At 38.3% G+C, this 18,405-nt stretch carries 13 protein-coding genes; 12 read left to right on the top strand and 1 reads right to left on the bottom strand.

The window, feature by feature from the left end; genetic code table 11:
• Positions 1–142: 142 nt before the first annotated feature.
• Complete coding sequence (locus FCR2A7T_RS12355) at positions 143–2,971, bottom strand: aminopeptidase (protein WP_316928594.1); 2,829 nt, start codon at positions 2,969–2,971, stop codon at positions 143–145.
• 194 nt (positions 2,972–3,165) lie between these two features.
• Between FCR2A7T_RS12355 and FCR2A7T_RS12350 the strand changes: the two genes are divergently transcribed.
• From FCR2A7T_RS12350 to FCR2A7T_RS12295, 12 genes are all read left to right on the top strand, one after another.
• On the top strand, positions 3,166–5,163 hold the full coding sequence (locus tag FCR2A7T_RS12350) for an endonuclease (RefSeq protein ID WP_023571635.1): 1,998 nt from the start codon (positions 3,166–3,168) through the stop codon (positions 5,161–5,163).
• A gap of 606 nt (positions 5,164–5,769) precedes the next feature.
• Complete coding sequence (locus FCR2A7T_RS12345) at positions 5,770–6,465, top strand: phosphoadenylyl-sulfate reductase (protein WP_023571634.1); 696 nt, start codon at positions 5,770–5,772, stop codon at positions 6,463–6,465.
• A gap of 44 nt (positions 6,466–6,509) precedes the next feature.
• The gene (gene cysD / locus FCR2A7T_RS12340; protein WP_023571633.1) at positions 6,510–7,415 is read left to right on the top strand and encodes a sulfate adenylyltransferase subunit CysD; all 906 of its coding nucleotides are present in this window, start codon (positions 6,510–6,512) and stop codon (positions 7,413–7,415) included.
• Between the two features lie 44 nt (positions 7,416–7,459).
• The gene (locus FCR2A7T_RS12335; RefSeq protein WP_023571632.1) at positions 7,460–8,695 is read left to right on the top strand and encodes a sulfate adenylyltransferase subunit 1; all 1,236 of its coding nucleotides are present in this window, start codon (positions 7,460–7,462) and stop codon (positions 8,693–8,695) included.
• Between the two features lie 3 nt (positions 8,696–8,698).
• The gene (epsC, locus tag FCR2A7T_RS12330; protein ID WP_023571631.1) at positions 8,699–9,514 is read left to right on the top strand and encodes a serine O-acetyltransferase EpsC; all 816 of its coding nucleotides are present in this window, start codon (positions 8,699–8,701) and stop codon (positions 9,512–9,514) included.
• A gap of 52 nt (positions 9,515–9,566) precedes the next feature.
• Entirely contained in the window at positions 9,567–10,478 is a 912-nt protein-coding gene (cysK, locus tag FCR2A7T_RS12325; RefSeq protein ID WP_023571630.1) for a cysteine synthase A, read from the top strand.
• A gap of 22 nt (positions 10,479–10,500) precedes the next feature.
• Positions 10,501–11,316 carry a uroporphyrinogen-III C-methyltransferase gene (gene cobA / locus FCR2A7T_RS12320; protein WP_023571629.1) on the top strand — a complete coding sequence of 272 codons (816 nt, stop codon included), beginning with the start codon at positions 10,501–10,503 and terminating at the stop codon, positions 11,314–11,316.
• Positions 11,306–12,961 (top strand): diflavin oxidoreductase, encoded by a 1,656-nt coding sequence (locus tag FCR2A7T_RS12315; protein ID WP_035118402.1) that lies wholly within the window; start codon positions 11,306–11,308, stop codon positions 12,959–12,961. Before cobA ends, FCR2A7T_RS12315 begins: the two co-directional genes overlap by 11 nt.
• A 33-nt stretch (positions 12,962–12,994) precedes the next feature.
• Positions 12,995–14,644, top strand: a complete 1,650-nt coding sequence (locus FCR2A7T_RS12310) for an NADPH-dependent assimilatory sulfite reductase hemoprotein subunit (protein WP_023571627.1) — start codon at positions 12,995–12,997, stop codon at positions 14,642–14,644.
• Positions 14,595–15,383 carry a DUF2490 domain-containing protein gene (locus FCR2A7T_RS14865; protein WP_051369558.1) on the top strand — a complete coding sequence of 263 codons (789 nt, stop codon included), beginning with the start codon at positions 14,595–14,597 and terminating at the stop codon, positions 15,381–15,383. The genes FCR2A7T_RS12310 and FCR2A7T_RS14865 overlap by 50 nt, the downstream gene beginning before the upstream one ends.
• Positions 15,383–16,837 (top strand): TSUP family transporter, encoded by a 1,455-nt coding sequence (locus tag FCR2A7T_RS12300; RefSeq protein WP_023571626.1) that lies wholly within the window; start codon positions 15,383–15,385, stop codon positions 16,835–16,837. Before FCR2A7T_RS14865 ends, FCR2A7T_RS12300 begins: the two co-directional genes overlap by 1 nt.
• Before the next feature lie 479 nt (positions 16,838–17,316).
• Positions 17,317–18,399 carry a Fic family protein gene (locus tag FCR2A7T_RS12295; RefSeq protein WP_023571625.1) on the top strand — a complete coding sequence of 361 codons (1,083 nt, stop codon included), beginning with the start codon at positions 17,317–17,319 and terminating at the stop codon, positions 18,397–18,399.
• Positions 18,400–18,405 lie beyond the last annotated feature (6 nt).

Raw genomic sequence — 18,405 nt, 5'->3', positions numbered from 1 at the left:
ATAAAATAATAATTTCACTTTTGTTAATCATATTGCCAAATATAGATGTTGCGATGTGATATTTTTAATAAAACATTCTTTTTAATGAGTATTTTTCAATAAAATACGCTAAAAATAATGTCTAAAATTTTGATTAAAAGGATTATAACCACTTTCTGGTGAATAATGATATAAGTGTTTTCGGACTGAGCGTAATTACAAAACGCACTTTTTCGTCGTAATTGTCTTGGGCAATTTCCCAACCGTTATTGGAGTATACGGGAAAGTATAATTCGAAATAATCGGGTACAAGATTCAGTCGTATCCCGCTGTCATACAAAAAGTCAGCCGATTTGAATTGGTTTTTTATCAAACCTAAATCGCCATAAATTTCAACCCAGTTCCAAATATTAAAACTACCGTTTACAGTAGTCATCCATTGGTTGGCAAAACGCGTGTTGAATTTAGATTTGAATCCGCCTTCGGCCATAATGTATTGCTGACTGTAAAGTCCGGTACTTTCAGAGCGGCCAAGCAATCCATAATCGTAAAGGTAATCGGTAGGCCGGTCTACTCCAAAACTGAAAAATTCAGAGCGGGTATCACGATACATGAACGCACCGGCAAAAAAACGCAGGTTAACCTGTCGGTTGTTTTCAAATAGTTTTCGGTACTGGATTTCTCCGGACAGTTTTCCGAAATTATCGGCAATCTGAACATCAGTCATTAAATTATATACTCTTGTGATTTCGGATTCTCCTTTTGAATACCGTATATTAAAAATCGAATAGTTCTCGTCTTTAGTGGTTACAAAAAGCGATTTTTCACGGTCTACAAATATGTGCCGTATGGTAACGTTTTCTTTTTTATTAGCTCTGTAATCCAAATCTCTGAATCGAAACGAAATGGAAGGAGATATTTTGGTATAAGCCGCATTGGGAGCATAATGATACGTAGAACCGCCCAAACTGTATCGAATATTGTAAAGCCGGTCTTCGCGAACATTTTGATTGATAGTAAAAAATGCTCCTCCGATAAGGGAATTAGTGTTCGAAGAATATACCGGAGTGATATCAAAAATAAAAGGTTTGTCTAATAATGATTTGTTATGAAAACTCAAGCCCGGAGAAATTCCGTCATAAAGATTATAGGAGAATTCAGGAACATAAAATATCTGATTGACATTGGAATCTTCTAAATCTTTAATAAATGTGAATTTAATGGGACGGTTGTTACCGAAGAAACTTTTGAGCGATTTCCAATTGTTTCTGGAGTTGTATTCCGGAATTTCATTATTGTAATTTAATACAATTTTGTCTGTATTTTCTCTTGGAAAAGTGATAACAGTATCGGTAGTGACGTTTTCTACCCATTTTTTAAAGACTATGCTGTTGTTTTTAATACCGTAAACCGAAATAGGAACATTGGTTTTGGTTCTGTTTTTAATCACTGCATGAATACTGTCTTTGTCTTTTTTTACCTTACCGAATGTAAAGTCAATAAGTTTTCTGGAATGTACTGCGGTTGTAAAAAACCAATCCAGGTTTTTGTTGGTTTTTTGTTCTAACAAGGCTCTGAAATCATCTTCCTCGGTTTGCTTCGATTGGTTTAATTTGATGAAATCGGTTATTGTTTGAGATACAATTTCATTGCCTAAGAAATCATTTAAATAGTATAAATTCATACCGGCTCTGTATTTACCCGATATCTGTTCGTTGAATTTGATGAAAGAACTTTTGGAATCACCAACAGGCTGATCGAGATTCTTACGCGCCATCAAGAGGTATAAGTAATAATACTGATCGTTGAAATCGGATTTAAAAAGATTGAAACCTTTCAGCAATTTATAATCGGAAAGGCTTCCCATCATTTTCATATTCGGATAATGCTCTTTGATGTACTGCATCATGATGTACGTCTGAATCCCGTCTGCAATCCAGGTATCTTTTCTCGGATTCAGGTGTAAAGCAGACTTAAGGTAGTTTTGAGTGTAGGTCTTTAAGAATTTCAATTCATATAAAAATTCGTCTGGAAACGGACTGATAAAAGAAGGCAGCTGATTCAAGCCGTAAAATGGATTTCGGTCATAATCCACTTGAGAAACCACTATTTTTTGCTGTGGTAAGGGACCTAGTTTTTCGGCCACATAATTCACTACCCGATCAATAACTATGGCTTTCTGAAAATCGTTGAGCCTTTTGTCTTTCAAATTGGTTATTACCTCCGAATTGTTGTTTTTGTAATTGGAAAAAGTAGGGGTGGATTCTAATATTAAATTGAAATCCTGAAGGTTTCTTCCTTTTAAAAGATATACCGATTCATTATTATTTTCCGATTCTTTGGTAGTTTCAAGATCGGTAAAAATATGCATTCGGGAAGGTAAAACCATTTTGATATCATAATCAGAAAGTCCGTTGGCAATGTCATCCAGATTTTCATTACTGTTTTTTACAAAGTTGTTTTTTTCAATTCGCGCCGGCGTTAAAAACCAGTTTTTTAAATAGAGGCTCCCGGAATTTTCATCCGCTCCGAAACGCGTAAAACGTTGATCCGGAATGCGGACAGTATATTTAATTTTGATTTTAAATTTATGATTTGGATAAATAGGGTTAACCAAATGAACATCAATTAAATCGATTTGATTTTTAAGTCTGGAAAATTCCAAAACACGATTGTTCTGATCGATAATTGAAATAATGGTTGTAAGGCCGCGATCACTTTCTTTTGCCAAATGAAAACCGCGGTAAAATTCATCTGAAAAGCGTTTGGCAAGCGGTGAATTTTTATCTGAGTAAGCGTTGTTCCAATCGTTGAGGATATAATCTTTTACGGTGTCTTTTGTGCTGTTGAAATAGGTGATTTCCTGTTCCACGGTAAAGGTTTTGTTTTCGGGTTCGGCATAAACAAGCATGGAGTTGTTATGTTGCCCAAAAACGGTAGTGATGCTCAGAAGCAGAAAATTAAAAAGAAGAAAACGATATAAAATTCTCAATGGATTTATTGGTTTTGCAGATAATACTAAGTTGTAAATTTAGAAAAAACATCGGTTTGTCATACTATTCAGATAATAAAAAATAAATAGCTATTACTTTTCTTACAGGATGTTTGTTTTTACGTAAACTTTTCAATAACAGGCTTTTATTCGATAATAATTGTCTAATTTTATTGCCCCAAATTTTAGCGGAGATGATGAAAAAACTACTTATTTTATGTATCGCATTACTTTCAAATGCGTCTTTCGGTCAGGTTGTAATTAATGAATTAGATGCCGACACGCCTTCTACGGATGTAAAAGAATTTATCGAATTGAAATCTGCAACTCCGAACTTTGCTTTGGACGGTTATGTTGTGGTGTTTTTTAACGGTTCAACAAATGGTTTGTCCAATATCAGCTATTATGCTGTTGATTTGGATGGATTGGTTACGGATGGTAATGGAAACATTCTTTTAGGAAATTTACAAGTTTCTCCTTCACCTTCTTTTATTATCCCACAGGCAACTATTCAAAACGGCCCAGATGCGGTAGCAATTTATTTAGGAGATGCAACTGATTTTCCTTTAAACACACCGGCAACAGCAACAAATCTTGTAGATGCATTGGTTTATCATATTGGTGGGACAACTACTGCAACAACTTTGATGACTGCATTAGGAGAAACAGTAAGCTATAACGAAAATGTTAATGGTTTAAAAGATACCCAGTCCATCCAAAGAAAAGCAGACGGAACTTATGAAGTGAAAGCACCTACACCGAGAGCGAATAATGATGGCACCGGGATAATTTATAACGGTATTGCAACTACTTTTTCTGCTACTCCGCCATTTACGGAAGGACAAAGTGTTACAGTAACTTTTACTACTGATACGAATGTTACATCCGATTTGAATTTGTCATTTACAATGAATAACGGCACTTTTACATCGGCAGATTTTACCGGAAATACCAATGTTACAATCACAACCGGAACCAATACCGTTTCTACTGTAATTCAATTTACAGATGATCTTGTAAATGACGGAGACGAAACGTTAATGTTAACCATCGGAGCGGTTCCGGCTGAATATATCATCCTGAATAATAATATTACGGCTCGTGTTAATGATATCAATTTTATTGTGTCACCATGGGGAACGCCTTTAAATCCGACTTACGGAGTGGTAACAAGCACAGCTCCGGCTGGTTATTACAGTTCGTTGGAAGGTTTATCCGGTGCTGCTTTAAAACAAGCGGTTCAGAATATTATTGCTAATCCTGGTGTACATTTACATAGCTATGCTGACATTTGGGAAATTTTAAGAACGGCCGACCAAAATCCGTTGAATTCCAATCAGGTTTGGTGCATGTATATTGAACAGCCAATGGCTAAAGTAGATCAGCAACAAGGAAGCAGTATTGTGGGAAAATGGAACCGTGAGCATATTTTTTGCCAGTCAAGAGGTGGTTTTACCGTAGCTCCCGGAGATTCGGCTGACGGAATAAGTGTCTGGAATTCGACAAGTGCATCAACGACATCAGACGGAGTTTCCGATGCGCATCACATCCGTGCAGAAAATGGTCAGGAAAATTCATCCAGAAACAATAAAAATTACGGACCGATTGCTTCCGCTACTGTTTATGCTGGGCCTGTTGGAACTCAGGGCTCCTGGCGTGGAGATGTGGCAAGAGCAGTATTTTATATGGCGGTTCGTTTCAATGCACTGAATGTGGTGAATGGCGATCCGTCGGAATATATGGTAGATGGGGTAACTCCTTCCGGTAATATTGGCGATTTAGCTACTTTATTAACATGGAATACTTCCGATCCGAGAGATGATTTCGAAATGAACCGAAACAATTACATTTACACCTGGCAGGTAAACCGTAACCCGTTTATTGATTATCCTAATCTTGCCGATTATATCTGGGGAGTTCATGCCGGAGAACCATGGTCTTCCACTTTAGGAACTAATGACGTTACGGATTTGAAATTTATGATGTACCCGAATCCGGCTAATGATAAACTTACCATTGCAGGTATTCAGGGTAGCGCAAAAGCAGAAGTGTATTCTTATACCGGACAACTGGTAGCGAGTCAGAATTTTTCAGACACTACAACCATGCAATTGAATTTACCATCGGGTATTTATTTTGTAAAAGTGATTTCCAGCACTAAAATCACAACTCAAAAACTAATAATACGATAAAAAAAAAGTCCTTTTTTTATGTGAAAATTGTTCCGAAATGACTGTTTTTTTCGTTTAACGACAGAAAATGTTTCTTTTATCAAAAAAAGTAAAAACAACTGTAATTATTGATGATTATCTATTTGAAAGTACGTTTTTAAGGGGCAATTTTAGCTATACAATAATTTAAATTCTGTTTTTTATTTGGAACGTATTGGAAAAATGCTATAAGTTTGCAGCGTTGAAAAACCACAAATAAATGAAAAATCAAGTTTTAAATATGATGATGTGCATGATGTGCTGCTCAGATACTGAGGGGTCGCTTGCTATTCGTTAATGTTTTTAAACTAAAAATATAACAGCAAAACTCCTCAAGCAATTGAGGAGTTTTTTTTTGCACCAAATTGAAATAACAAAACAAATTACACTAAAATGAATACGATAACGACCATAACAATTTTACTTACATCTGCAGTTTGTATGATGATGATGTGTTGTATGCGAAACTTCGCAAGAGGCCGTCTATCGTATTATTTGCTGTAAATAATATTTTAAACAAACGTAAGCCTCTTGATTTCAAGGGGCTTTTTTTATGCCCAATAGTAAGATTTATAAAAAAAAAGAATAATGGAAACAACAATCATAAAACAATTAACCGATAATCAAGATATCGCAGAAAACCTGAAGCTTTTAGTGGAAAATACTTCGGGGAAAGTAGTGTTTTCGACGAGTTTTGGGATTGAAGACCAATTGATTACCGATCTGATTTTCTCTAATCAAATAGAAAATATTGAGGTTTTTACACTTGATACCGGCAGACTTTTTCAGGAAACGTATGCAACATGGCATCAGACAGAATTGCATTACAGCCAAAAAATTAAAAGTTACTATCCTGAAAATGAAACCTTGGAACAGTTTGTAAACGAGAAGGGTATTAATCCATTTTACGAAAGTACCGATTTAAGAAAACAATGTTGCAATATCCGAAAAGTAGTACCACTTCAAAGAGCATTGAAAGGCACAACAGTATGGATTACAGGTTTAAGAGCAGAACATTCTCCTAATAGAAATTCACTTGAAATCGTTCAGTGGGATGCGCAAAATCAGCTTTATAAATACAATCCTTTACTGCATTGGACAACCCAACAAGTCAAAGAGTACGTCAACAAAAACGGAATTCCTTATAACATTTTGCACGACAAAGGATTCATAAGCATCGGTTGCGCACCCTGTACCAGAGCCATTAAAGAGGGTGATGATTTCAGAGCCGGCAGGTGGTGGTGGGAAGAAGCTTCCAAAAAAGAATGCGGATTACACGGTTAGTTTTTAGAAATAGAGAATAGAACACAGATAAAACAGTATTTAACATGAGCAATTCAACACATTATTTAAATCAATTGGAGGATGAAGCGATTTACATTCTTCGGGAAGCCGCCGCGCAATTTGAAAAACCGGCATTGCTTTTTTCGGGTGGAAAAGATTCTATCGTATTGGTGCATTTGGCTTTAAAGGCCTTTCGTCCCGGGAAATTTCCCTTCCCATTAGTACACATTGATACCGGACATAATTTTCCGGAAGCCATCGCTTTCAGAGATTATCTGGCGAATAAAATTGGTGAAAAACTGATTGTGGCATCAGTGGAAGACAGCATCAGAAAATACAATCTCAAAGAAACTCAAGGTCGCTTTCCTTCCCGAAATGCATTACAAACTTACGCGCTTTTAGATATCATTCAGGAAAATGAATTTGATGCCTGCATCGGGGGCGCCCGTCGTGATGAAGAAAAAGCCAGAGCCAAAGAGCGCATTTTTTCCGTACGTGACGATTTCGGACAATGGGATCCAAAACTACAACGTCCTGAATTATGGGATATTCTGAATGGAAAAATTCAAAAAGGGCACAACGTTCGGGTCTTTCCAATCAGCAATTGGACGGAATTAGATGTGTGGAATTACATTAAGAAATACAATGTCGAATTGCCTAATCTTTATTTCGCTCACGAAAGGGAATGTATTGTGCATCAGGATAAGCTGGTGGCAACTTCCGAATTCATTCAACCGCTGGAAACCGACACGGTTGTAGTAGAGAAAGTACGCTACCGAACTGTAGGCGATATGACCTGTACGGCTGCTGTTCCTTCCGAAGCCGCTACAATTCAGGATATTATCGATGATATTATTCAAACCAGAGTCAGCGAAAGAGGACAAACGCGATTGGATGATCAGCTTTCGGAAGCCGCAATGGAAGACCGCAAAAAACAGGGGTACTTTTAAGAACGAAGAGAGAAAGGGATAAGAAATAAGTAAAAAAGAAAAAGATGAACACACTAAAATTTATAACCGCCGGAAACGTTGATGATGGTAAAAGCACTTTGATAGGGCGATTACTTTACGATTCCGATAGTATTCATACCGATCAGTTGGGGGTTTTACAAAAACAAACAAAACAGGAAGGCGTTGAAATTGATTTATCATTAATCACCGATGGGTTGCGTGCCGAACGCGAACAGGGAATTACCATTGATGTAGCCTATAAATATTTTTCAACCAAGAAACGAAAATTCATCATTGCTGACGCTCCCGGACACGAACAATATACGCGAAACATGATAACCGGAGCGTCCAATTCGGATCTGATTGTCATTTTGGTCGATGCCCGAAAAGGAATTACGTTGCAAACCAAAAGACATGCCAGCATCGGGTCTTTAATGGGCATTAAAAAAGCAATTATCGCCATCAATAAAATCGATTTGGTGGAGTATTCAGAGTTCATTTTCAATGATATCAAAAATGCTTTTGAAGCGATTAGAGGAGAACTTGCTTACGATGAAATTGCCTATATCCCAGTGAGTGCTTTGGTGGGTGATAATATTGTTGCGAAATCTCTAAAAACGCCTTGGTTTGAAGGAGATACGTTATTGTCGACTTTGGAGCATATCGAAGTGCCTTCAAAAGAAAATCTGGCTTCCCGTTTTCAGGTACAATGGGTAATCCGCCCGAAAGATGAAGAAAATCACGATTATCGCGGGTACGCCGGACAAATTTTAAGCGGACAGTATCAGATTGGCGATCAAGTCAAAATACTTCCTTCCGGAATTGAAACCAGCATTGTGAAAATTGAAAAGCAGCAACAAACCATTGAAAAAGCAATAGCGGGTGAAAATGTTGTGTTGCATTTAGCAGATAATATCGATATCAGTCGGGGTGACAGTATTGTTAAATCAGATGAACTTCCTATTACGTCTAACGAATTGAAAACCTGGATTTGCTGGCTTGATAACGCTCCGTTGCAAATCGGTAAAACTTATATTCTGCAACACCGATTTAGAAGTGTAAGGATAAAAATCCAATCTGTAGACCGAAAATGGGATGTTAATCAGTGGCAATTTAACGATGCAGAAGAAGTCAAACTTAACGACATTGGTCAGATTTCATTACGGGCAAATCAACCGTTGTTCTTTGATTCGTTCGAAGAAAATTCGAAAAGCGGTAACGCCATTTTAGTAGATGAGACGACTTTTAATACAGTGGGCGCGCTCATGTTTTTAGCTTAAGTGATGGAACATCCGATTTACAAAAGAAACAGTCGGGAAGTTAAAAAACTACCTGATAAAGCTAGGACAGAAGCTTGGATTGAAAACATTTTCAGTTGGCTTTTTTCGATAGAAGAATCTTATGCGGATTATAATTTCTTCCTTAAAAAAGAAGCAGAATTGCAGTCGGAATTGACAGCAATTCTAAACAATATTCTTACCGATCCTGAAAACATCAAAGCAAAAGTAAAAACGTTTTTTGATGCTGTTATTGCGATTCACAGTCAGTTGGAAGCTGATTTGGAAACGCTGTTTCGTTTTGATCCGGCTACGAAATCCCGAGATGAAGTACTCGTGGCTTATCCCGGTTTTTTTGCCATTGCGATATACCGATTGGCGCACCAACTCTGGAAGAACAACGTACCGGTTTTACCGCGTTTGATTTCGGAATATGTACACAGTAAAACGGGAATCGATATTCATCCCGGCGCAGAAATTGGAGCTCGTTTCTTTATTGATCACGGCACCGGTATTGTAATTGGCGAAACTTCGGTAATTGGCAACGATGTTAAAATTTATCAGGGCGTAACCTTAGGTGCATTAACCGTCAGTAAAGAGAAAGCCGAGAGTAAACGCCATCCGACGATTCAAAATAACGTCATCATTTATGCCAATGCAACTGTTTTGGGAGGCGATACAATAATAGGAGAGAATTCAGTAATTGGCGGTAACGTCTGGATAACCCATTCCATTCCGAAACAATCCTTGGTGTATCATAAAAGTGAAATTATCATTAAAAACAAATTGCCCTTTCCCGAGCCTTTGAATTTTGTGATTTAGGCAGGGTGAAGGAGAAGTATAAAAAACAGAAAATTATTAATAACTGAAGAATATGAAAGCAAATAACATTTTAAAAACGATAGGAAATACACCGGTTGTGCAACTTCAAAACTTGTTTGGAAATGCTAAAAAAGTGTGGATTAAATTGGAAAAGAACAATCCGGGAAACAGCATCAAAGACCGAATTGCTCTGGCAATGATTGAAGATGCAGAACGTAAGGGAATCTTAAAACCGAATAGTATTATTATCGAACCAACATCGGGAAATACAGGAATCGGATTGGCTTTGGTAGCTGCCGTTAAGGGATATAAAGTCATTCTGGTAATGCCGGAATCCATGAGTGTGGAACGCAGAAAATTAATGGAAATCTACGGTGCGGAATTCGAACTAACGCCTCGTGAAAAAGGAATGAAAGGCGCCATCGAAAAAGCCAATGAACTAGTGGCGAAAATTCCAAACGCCTGGTCTCCGCAACAGTTTGACAATCCTGCAAATGTAACAGCACACGAAAAAACTACGGCACAGGAAATCATTAGTGACTTTCCGGAAGGGATTGATTATCTGATTACCGGAGTTGGAACTGGCGGACATATTACAGGTGTTTCCAAAGTATTGAAAGCCAAATTTCCCAACCTGAAAGTAATCGCCGTAGAACCGGAATTGTCTCCTGTTTTGAGTGGTGGATCACCGGGACCCCATCCTTTACAAGGTATCGGAGCCGGATTTGTGCCTTCCGTTTTGCAAAACGAATTGATTGATGAAATCATTCAAGTTGGTAAAGATGAAGCGTTTGATTATGCCAGAAAAATTGCCAGACAGGAAGGAATATTAGTTGGAATTTCGACAGGTGCTTCGTTAGCTGCTGTAGCCAAAAAAATAGAAGTAATACCGGAAGGAGCAACAGTTTTAACCTTCAATTACGATACAGGCGAACGCTATTTATCCATAGAAGGATTGTATTAATCCGCAAAAAAAAAATAAAGAAATGAATATAGAAAACAGAGGAAAAGTCATTCTGGCGGGCGCAGGTCCGGGTGATCCCGATTTAATAAGTGTCAAAGCACTGAAATACCTGCAAACTGCCGATGTAGTTTTAACCGACCGATTAGTTTCACCGGAAATGATAGTTAACCACGCCCGAAAAGAGGCTTTGGTACTTTATGTTGGAAAACAATGTTCCAAAGGAATTCATACACCACAAGGCGACATTAACGATTTGATGGTTGAATTTGCCCAACAAAACAAACTGGTATTGCGCCTGAAAGGAGGCGATGCTTCGCTGTTCTCCAATATTTTGGACGAGTTGGAGGTGCTAAAAGAAAATGAAATTCCGTATGAAATTATTCCGGGAATTTCTGCTGCATTTGGTGCCGCTGCTTACACGGGAATTCCTTTAACAGCAAGGGAACATGCTCGTGGAGTGCGCTTTCTGACATTATTCGATCTGAGTTCAATCATTCCTTCACAATGGACTGATTGGGCAAAAACGGAGGATACTTTGGTTTTCTATATGAGTGGTCAACGATTGCATGCTTTGACAAATTACCTGATTTCCAGCGGAATTGATTCCAATAAAGGAATTGCGGTGGTGCAACAGGCTACAACGCCTTTTCAGAAAACCAGTGTTTTTTCCTTTGAAGATTTAAAAACAAAACAATTGCCCAAATTCGAATATGTTCCCACATTAATAATTATCGGGAATGTAGTGAATCTTCATGCGGACTACGCTTGGTTTGAAGAAGAGTCCAATACAAAATCGTATTTCGATAACCACATAATAAACTTACAACATGCTGGCTGAAAATAAATTAACCGTATTAAAAGACTTGGTAAAACAGTATTCCAGAGATGAAATTATCTGGACAAAAGGGTATCTGGCCGGAATTTTGGCCCAAACGGAAATAACACCAACACTTGAAATTCCAACGACAGTAGTAATCAAACCAACTATTGTGTACGGAACTGAAACCGGAAATTCGAAAAAACTGGCTTCTCAGCTGCAAGCGTTACTGAAGAAAAATAAAATCCAGTCGAAAGCCGTAGACGCGTTTCAATATCCAATTGAAAAACTTGAAAATGAAGCGTTTCTGATTGTAATCATGAGTACGCAAGGCGAAGGTGATCCACCGCAAAACGCAATAAAATTCTTCGACAACTTAAGTAATTCTTCAGTGAATTTGAGTAAAACTCAGTTCGCGGTTTTAGGATTGGGCGATTCTTCGTATCCGCTTTTTTGCCGCGCCGGTGAAGCGATTGATGAACAACTGAAGCGTTTGGGAGCACAACCGGCAGTAGCTTTTCAAAAGGCGGATGTTGATTATGTACAAACGGCGGAACTATGGTTTAATGAACTGTTAGCGGCAATTCAACATTCGGGAAAAACTGTTATTCCTCAGAAAAAAAATATCGAAAGTACCGCAACTGCAAAAAAAACGTATACCGGAATTATCAGCCATAAAGTGGTTTTAAATGATATGGGATCTAACAAAACAACCTATCATATCGAAATCGCAACTGAGGAAGAATTGAGTTATGAACCGGGTGATGCAATCGGATTTTATCCGAAAAACAATAAAGATGAAATTGCCGAAATTATATTGTTTTTTGATGAAAATTGTGAAAAAGAACGCCTTTTTGATAAAAATATAAGGGGGTTAAGTGAAAAATCATTGGATACATTCTCTAAATTATTCGGAATAGAAATCACTGAAGAAAAAGCAGATTTGTTGGATATTCTGAAGAAGTATACAAAACCGGAAGTCGTTTCTTTCGATGAAGTACTTACGTTGTTACATCCGATTGCGCCAAGGTTATATTCGATTTCTTCTGCTTTGGAAGCGCATGAAGGCGAAGTGCACGTAACGGTTAATCTGAATGCATTTCAGGTTGATGGGATCATCAAAACAGGCTTGTGTTCGCAGTTTTTAGCCGATTTGGAAAAAGATACCAAAATCGAATTTTACATTCATAAAAACCAAAATTTCAAATTGCCGGAAGACGATAAAGATATTATTCTGATTGGTCCCGGTACCGGAATTGCACCCTTTAGAAGTTTTCTCGCCCATCGCGATGCTACCGGTGCAGAAGGAAAGAACTGGTTGTTTTTTGGGGAACAGCATTTTGTATCCGATTTCTATTATCAGACGGAAATTCAGGAATGGCTTTCCACAGGGGTACTGACGCAATTAGATACCGCTTTTTCAAGAGATCAGAAAGAGAAGATTTATGTTCAGGATCGTATCCGGCAAAAAGCAGGTGAATTTAATGAATGGCTGGAAAACGGTGCATCCATTTACATCTGCGGCCAGAAAAATCCAATGAGTAGCGATGTCGAGCAAACCATCATAGAAGTAATTTCAACAGAAAGAAACATCAGTATTGAAGAAGCTAAACAAGTTTTAGACGATTTGGAAACCACTGGGAAATACCAAAAAGATGTGTATTAATAACGAAGCTAATAGCTGCAAGCTAAAAAAATAATGAGCGAAAAATTATCACCAATAGAAGCCATAAAAACCCAAAGCGACGGTTTAAGAGGCACTTTAAAAGAGAGTATAGATTTAGACAATCACACCGGAAATGTACGCCCGGATGATGAAACATTAGTTAAATTTCACGGCATGTACGTGCAGGACGACCGTGACAGAAGGGTGGAACGTGCTGAGAAAAAATTAGACAAACTGTATTCGTTTATGATTCGTTTGCGCATTCCGGGAGGTGTTATCACTGCCGAACAATGGTTGGCAACGCACGATATTTCAGAGGAATTCGGTACAGGAACTTTGAAAATTACTACGCGACAAACGGTACAATTGCATGGATTGTTAAAACACCAATTGCGTCCGACCATTCAGGCGTTTAATACTGCCAAATTAGATTCGATTGCGGCCTGTGGCGACGTAAATCGAAACGTAATTGTGAGTTCGCATCCGCAACTTTCGCCTTTGCATCGCGAGATTTATACATATGCCGATAAGATTTCGACGTTGTTGCTGCCTAAAACGCAATCGTATTATGAAGTTTTTGTGGATGGCGAGAAAATTTACGAACGTTCTGCCGAAGCCGATCCGTTGTATGAAGACCGTTATCTGCCAAGAAAATTCAAGATTGCCATTGCGATTCCGCCGTCTAACGATGTGGATGTTTTTACCAATGATATCGGACTGATAGCCATCGTGGAAAACAATCAGTTAAAAGGTTTTAATATAGCTGTGGGTGGCGGATTGGCAACCACACACGGAAACCCAAATACTTATGCGCGTTTGGGATCGATTATCGGTTTTACCGACACAGAAGAAAAAACCTTAAAGGCAGTTTATGAGATTTTAACGGTGCAAAGAGACTTCGGAAACCGTTTTGACCGAAAGTTATCCCGTATGAAATATACTGTTGATAAATTAACTGTTGAAGGTTTCAAAAAAGAACTGGAAAGCCGAATCGGGTTTGATTTATTGCCGGCACAGCCTTTCAAATTTACGGAAAGAAGCGATCGATTTGGTTGGGAACAAAGCCATGAAGGAAAATGGTTTTACACCTTATTTGTGGAACATGGTGTAGTGAAACCGTATCAGAAGCAATTTTTATATGAATTGGCACAGTTGAATATTTCCAATTTCATTTTTTCGGGGAATCAGAATTTGATTTTAGGAGAAATCTGCGAAAGCGATAAGCCGAAAGCAGAAATCTTACTGGAGAAACACGAAATCGACAAACACGACAGCACACTTCGTAAAAATTCGATGGCGTGTGTAGCATTACCAACGTGTCCGTTAGCTTTGGCGGAAGCACAGCGGTATTTACCGGAATTGGTAACGAAAATCGAACCTTTATTGGAAAAATACAGCCTACAAAAAGAGGAAATTTCCATCCGAATGACGGGTTGTCCTAACGGTTGCGGTCGTCCGTATGTTGCCGAATTAGGTTTTATCGGCACTGGACCGGGACAATACAATTTCATGTTAGGCGGCGATCGTTACGGACAACGACTGAACAAATTATACAAGGAAAAACAAACCGAAGCAGAAATTTTAACCGAAGTGGACAGCCTGTTACATCAATACGTTAAAGAACGAAAGCACAATGAAACATTTGGAGATTTCTCATTTAGGAAGTTTTTTGCAAAGAATTAGACAATCGTTAGTGATTTATGTGTTGTTTGCATCGTTTTCGTTGTTTGCACAAAAAAAAGTAATCCATCAGGAATTATTGTGGTACGGTTATTATAATACTTTAAAGTTCAATGCGAATTGGACGTTGAACAGTGAGATTCAGGAACGTCAGTTTATTAACCCGTCGGCACAGCATCAGTTGGTTTTCCGGACGGGCATTCAGCGAAAGATTTTTGAAAATTGGAATGCTTCGGTGGGAATGACGCTTTTTTTACAAAGTCCGCAGGATCCAGAATCGGAAAGTCATTTGATGGTTCCGGAATTGCGTCCGAATATAGGTTTAGATACTAAACAGCAGTTATCATTTTTAACACTTTCCCATCGGTATAAAGTAGAAGCGCGCTTTTTTCATGATGTTGAAAATAATGCGTTGGTCGGCGGCTATCGTTATTCGAATATACGGATACGCTATCAACTCGGATTGGATATTCCTGTTCTTAAGAAGAAAAATAAGGAAGACCTGATTTCGGTGAAACTGAAAGACGAAATAATGTTCAATGCCGGAAGTAAAATCGTCAGAAACACTTTCGATCAGAATCGGATTTCGTTGGGATTACATTATTGTATTAACCCTTATTTTTCCTTTGAAGTTGGCTATATGAAGTGGTTTCAGCAACGCACATCAGGAGTGGATTATTACGACAGAGACATTGTACGATTGTCCTTGTTTCATACGATAACATTAAAAAAGAAACAGTGATGGAAAATACATTATTTCCAATATTTATAAAAACCGACAAATTTCGTTTTCTCATTGTAGGCGGCGGAAAAGTAGGGTTGGAAAAAACAGAAACGCTTTTGAGGCAATATCCATTGGCACAAATTACGATTGTGGCCAAGCAAATTAATGCCGATTTTAAAGACTTTTTGCACTTGAATCCGCATTTAAAATGGGAAGAGCGATCTTTTGCGAATCACGATTTGGAAGCGGTTGATTTTGTGATAATTGCTACTGATGATACTCAGTTGAATCGTGAAATAAAAGACCTTGCCAATAAGAAAGGTATTTTAGTTAACGCCGCGGATCAGCCCGATTTGTGTGATTTTTATTTGGGTTCGATTGTTAATAAAGGTCATCTGAAAATTGCTATTTCCACCAACGGAAAGTCGCCTGTTTTGGCACGACGATTACGCGAACATCTGGAAGAAGCCATTCCGGATGATATTACTGACAGCATTGAAAATTTAAATGCTTTCAGGGCGCGTCATAAAGGGGATTTGCAAACAAAATTAAGTTCACTCAACAAAGCTACTGCGGTATTGGTTAATCCGCACGAAAATAAAAAAGAAACAAAAAGATATAAGAAACTCACTTTTGAAATTGCAGTTGTTTTTTTGGCGATTTTCTTTGGTTACGGATTGTCTACCATAGTTTCCGTGGACAATTTCAGCAGTTTCGTAAAGGAAATTCCACCTGCTTTTTACGCAATGGTTTTGGTTGGTTTTTTTGCACAATTGGTTGATGGCGCCGTTGGTTTAGGATATGGTGTAACATGTGCGACCAGCATGATGCTTTTCGGAATCAAATTACCGGCCATTAGCGGAAGCATTCATACTGCTGAAATGTTTTCCAGCGGTATCAGTGGTTTTTCGCATTACAAATTCGGCAATGTAAACAAGAAGCTTTTACTATGGTTGGCTCTTCCTGGTGTTGCCGGTGCAGTGCTTGGTGCTTTGCTGCTGATTTACCTCGGAACTAAATACGAAACCATTACCTATACTGTTTTGGCAACGTATACGATGATTATCGGAATCCGATTGATTGGTATTGCTTTCAGAAAGAAAATTGAAAAGCAAAAAATAAAACATACTGGGGTTTTAGGATTTGCGGGAGGTTTGTTGGATGCTTTTGGCGGCGGCGGTTGGGGGCCAATTGTGACTTCAACACTTTTGGCCAAAGGAAGAAAATCGAGTTATGTGGTAGGAACGGTGAGTTTAGCGGAGTTCTTCGTTACATTGGCGGCTTCGGTAACGTTTTTCGCGTCCTTGGGTGTGAGTCATTGGTACATTGTGATAGGACTTATTTTCGGTGGTTCGATTGCTGCTCCGTTTGCTGCTAAATTAGCCGGGAAATTGCCTCAGAAAACGGCAATTCTTGCGGTGGCTTTTCTGGTAATTGTATTTAGTGTTCGAATGTTGTTTAAAATATTTTAAAGAGGAGTTATTTTAGAATTTTAATCATTTTCGATAAATAGGGGAAGGATGAAAACAGAAGAAACTTTACTCAAAATGAAACTAAATAAAAAAGCACTTAGTTGTCTAAGTGCTTTTGTGGGGAGAGCAGGATTCGAACATCCTAACTAATCCGTTTATTTATAAGGGTTACAAGTAACCAAAAAAACAAGGGTCTCGATTTTGCATCTGTACTGCAAACATCTTCAAATCTTATATTGCTAAGATAGTTATAATTGGTAATTTGACCAAATAAAAGGCTTTAAATCAGACCAAAAAACGAACAGGTTTTGAGAGATTTTTGAGATCTAAATAACTTTTTTTTTACAAATTTATTGTCATATTGCGGTGAATAGCGCGCATAATCACTGCGAAAATGCGGTAAAAAAATCAAATAATCACCGCAAACCAATCATAATGCGGTAAAAAAATCTTATATTTACCGCAAAACAGCGGTGATTATGTACATACATCAAAGAAAAGACTGGCCAAACTTCACTTGGGATGCCGATAAAATCTCTCCATTATTGGGAGCAGTGAGGCACAATCAAGGAAAAATACTTGGCCAAATGCAGGCTTTAGGTTTTAAACTACAGGAAGAAACCATGTTAAAGGCACTTACTTTAGATGTGGTAAAAACAAGTCAGATTGAAGGCGAACAACTTAATCCGGAACAAGTACGTTCCTCCATAGCCAGACGTTTGGGTATTGAAATTGCCGGAGCTGTACCGGCAGAGCGTAGCGTCGAGGGAATTGTAGAAATGCTTTTAGATGCAACACAATCCTACGCCAAACCATTAACAGCCGAACGGCTTTTTGATTGGCACGCAGCATTATTTCCAACCGGAAGAAGCGGTATGTATAAAATCAATGTCGGCGCGTGGCGTGATGATGTAATGCAGGTAACTTCGGGACCTATGGGTAAGGAAAAAATACACTTTGAAGCTCCACCAGCAACCAAAGTACCCGCAGAAATGCAACAGTTTCTAGGCTGGATGGAAACAGACCAAGGTATAGATCCCGTAATAAAAGCTGCAATTGCACATTTATGGTTTGTAACCATACACCCGTTCGACGACGGTAACGGACGTATTGCCCGAGCAATTGCCGATTTACAATTAGCACGAGCAGACCAAAGCCCACAGCGATTCTATTCCATGTCAGCACAAATACAGGCAGAAAGAAATAAGTATTACGATATACTGGAAAACACCCAAAAAGGCGAGTTAGACATAACACCATGGTTAGAATGGTTTCTGGATTGCCTTATGCATTCTATGGCACAAACAGACGAGGTAGTTTCTAAAACATTAATACGCGCAAAATTTTGGGAAACACACAAGGAGACACAACTCAATGTCAGACAGCAAAAAATACTTCATTTACTTCTCGACGATTTCTTTGGGGTACTCAATGTTTCAAAATATGCAAAAATTAACAAGACCTCTACAGATACTGCTTTGCGCGATATTCAGGATCTTATGCAAAAAGATATCCTGGAGCAGGAAGGGAAGGGTAGGAGTACTTCGTATAGACTTAAATGAAATTTA

The sequence above is a fragment of the Flavobacterium cauense R2A-7 genome (genome assembly GCF_000498475.1).
Taxonomy (GTDB): Bacteria; Bacteroidota; Bacteroidia; order Flavobacteriales; family Flavobacteriaceae; genus Flavobacterium; species Flavobacterium cauense.
Note: the sequence above shows the minus strand (reverse complement) of the source record. Positions and strands in the feature narration are given on the sequence as shown.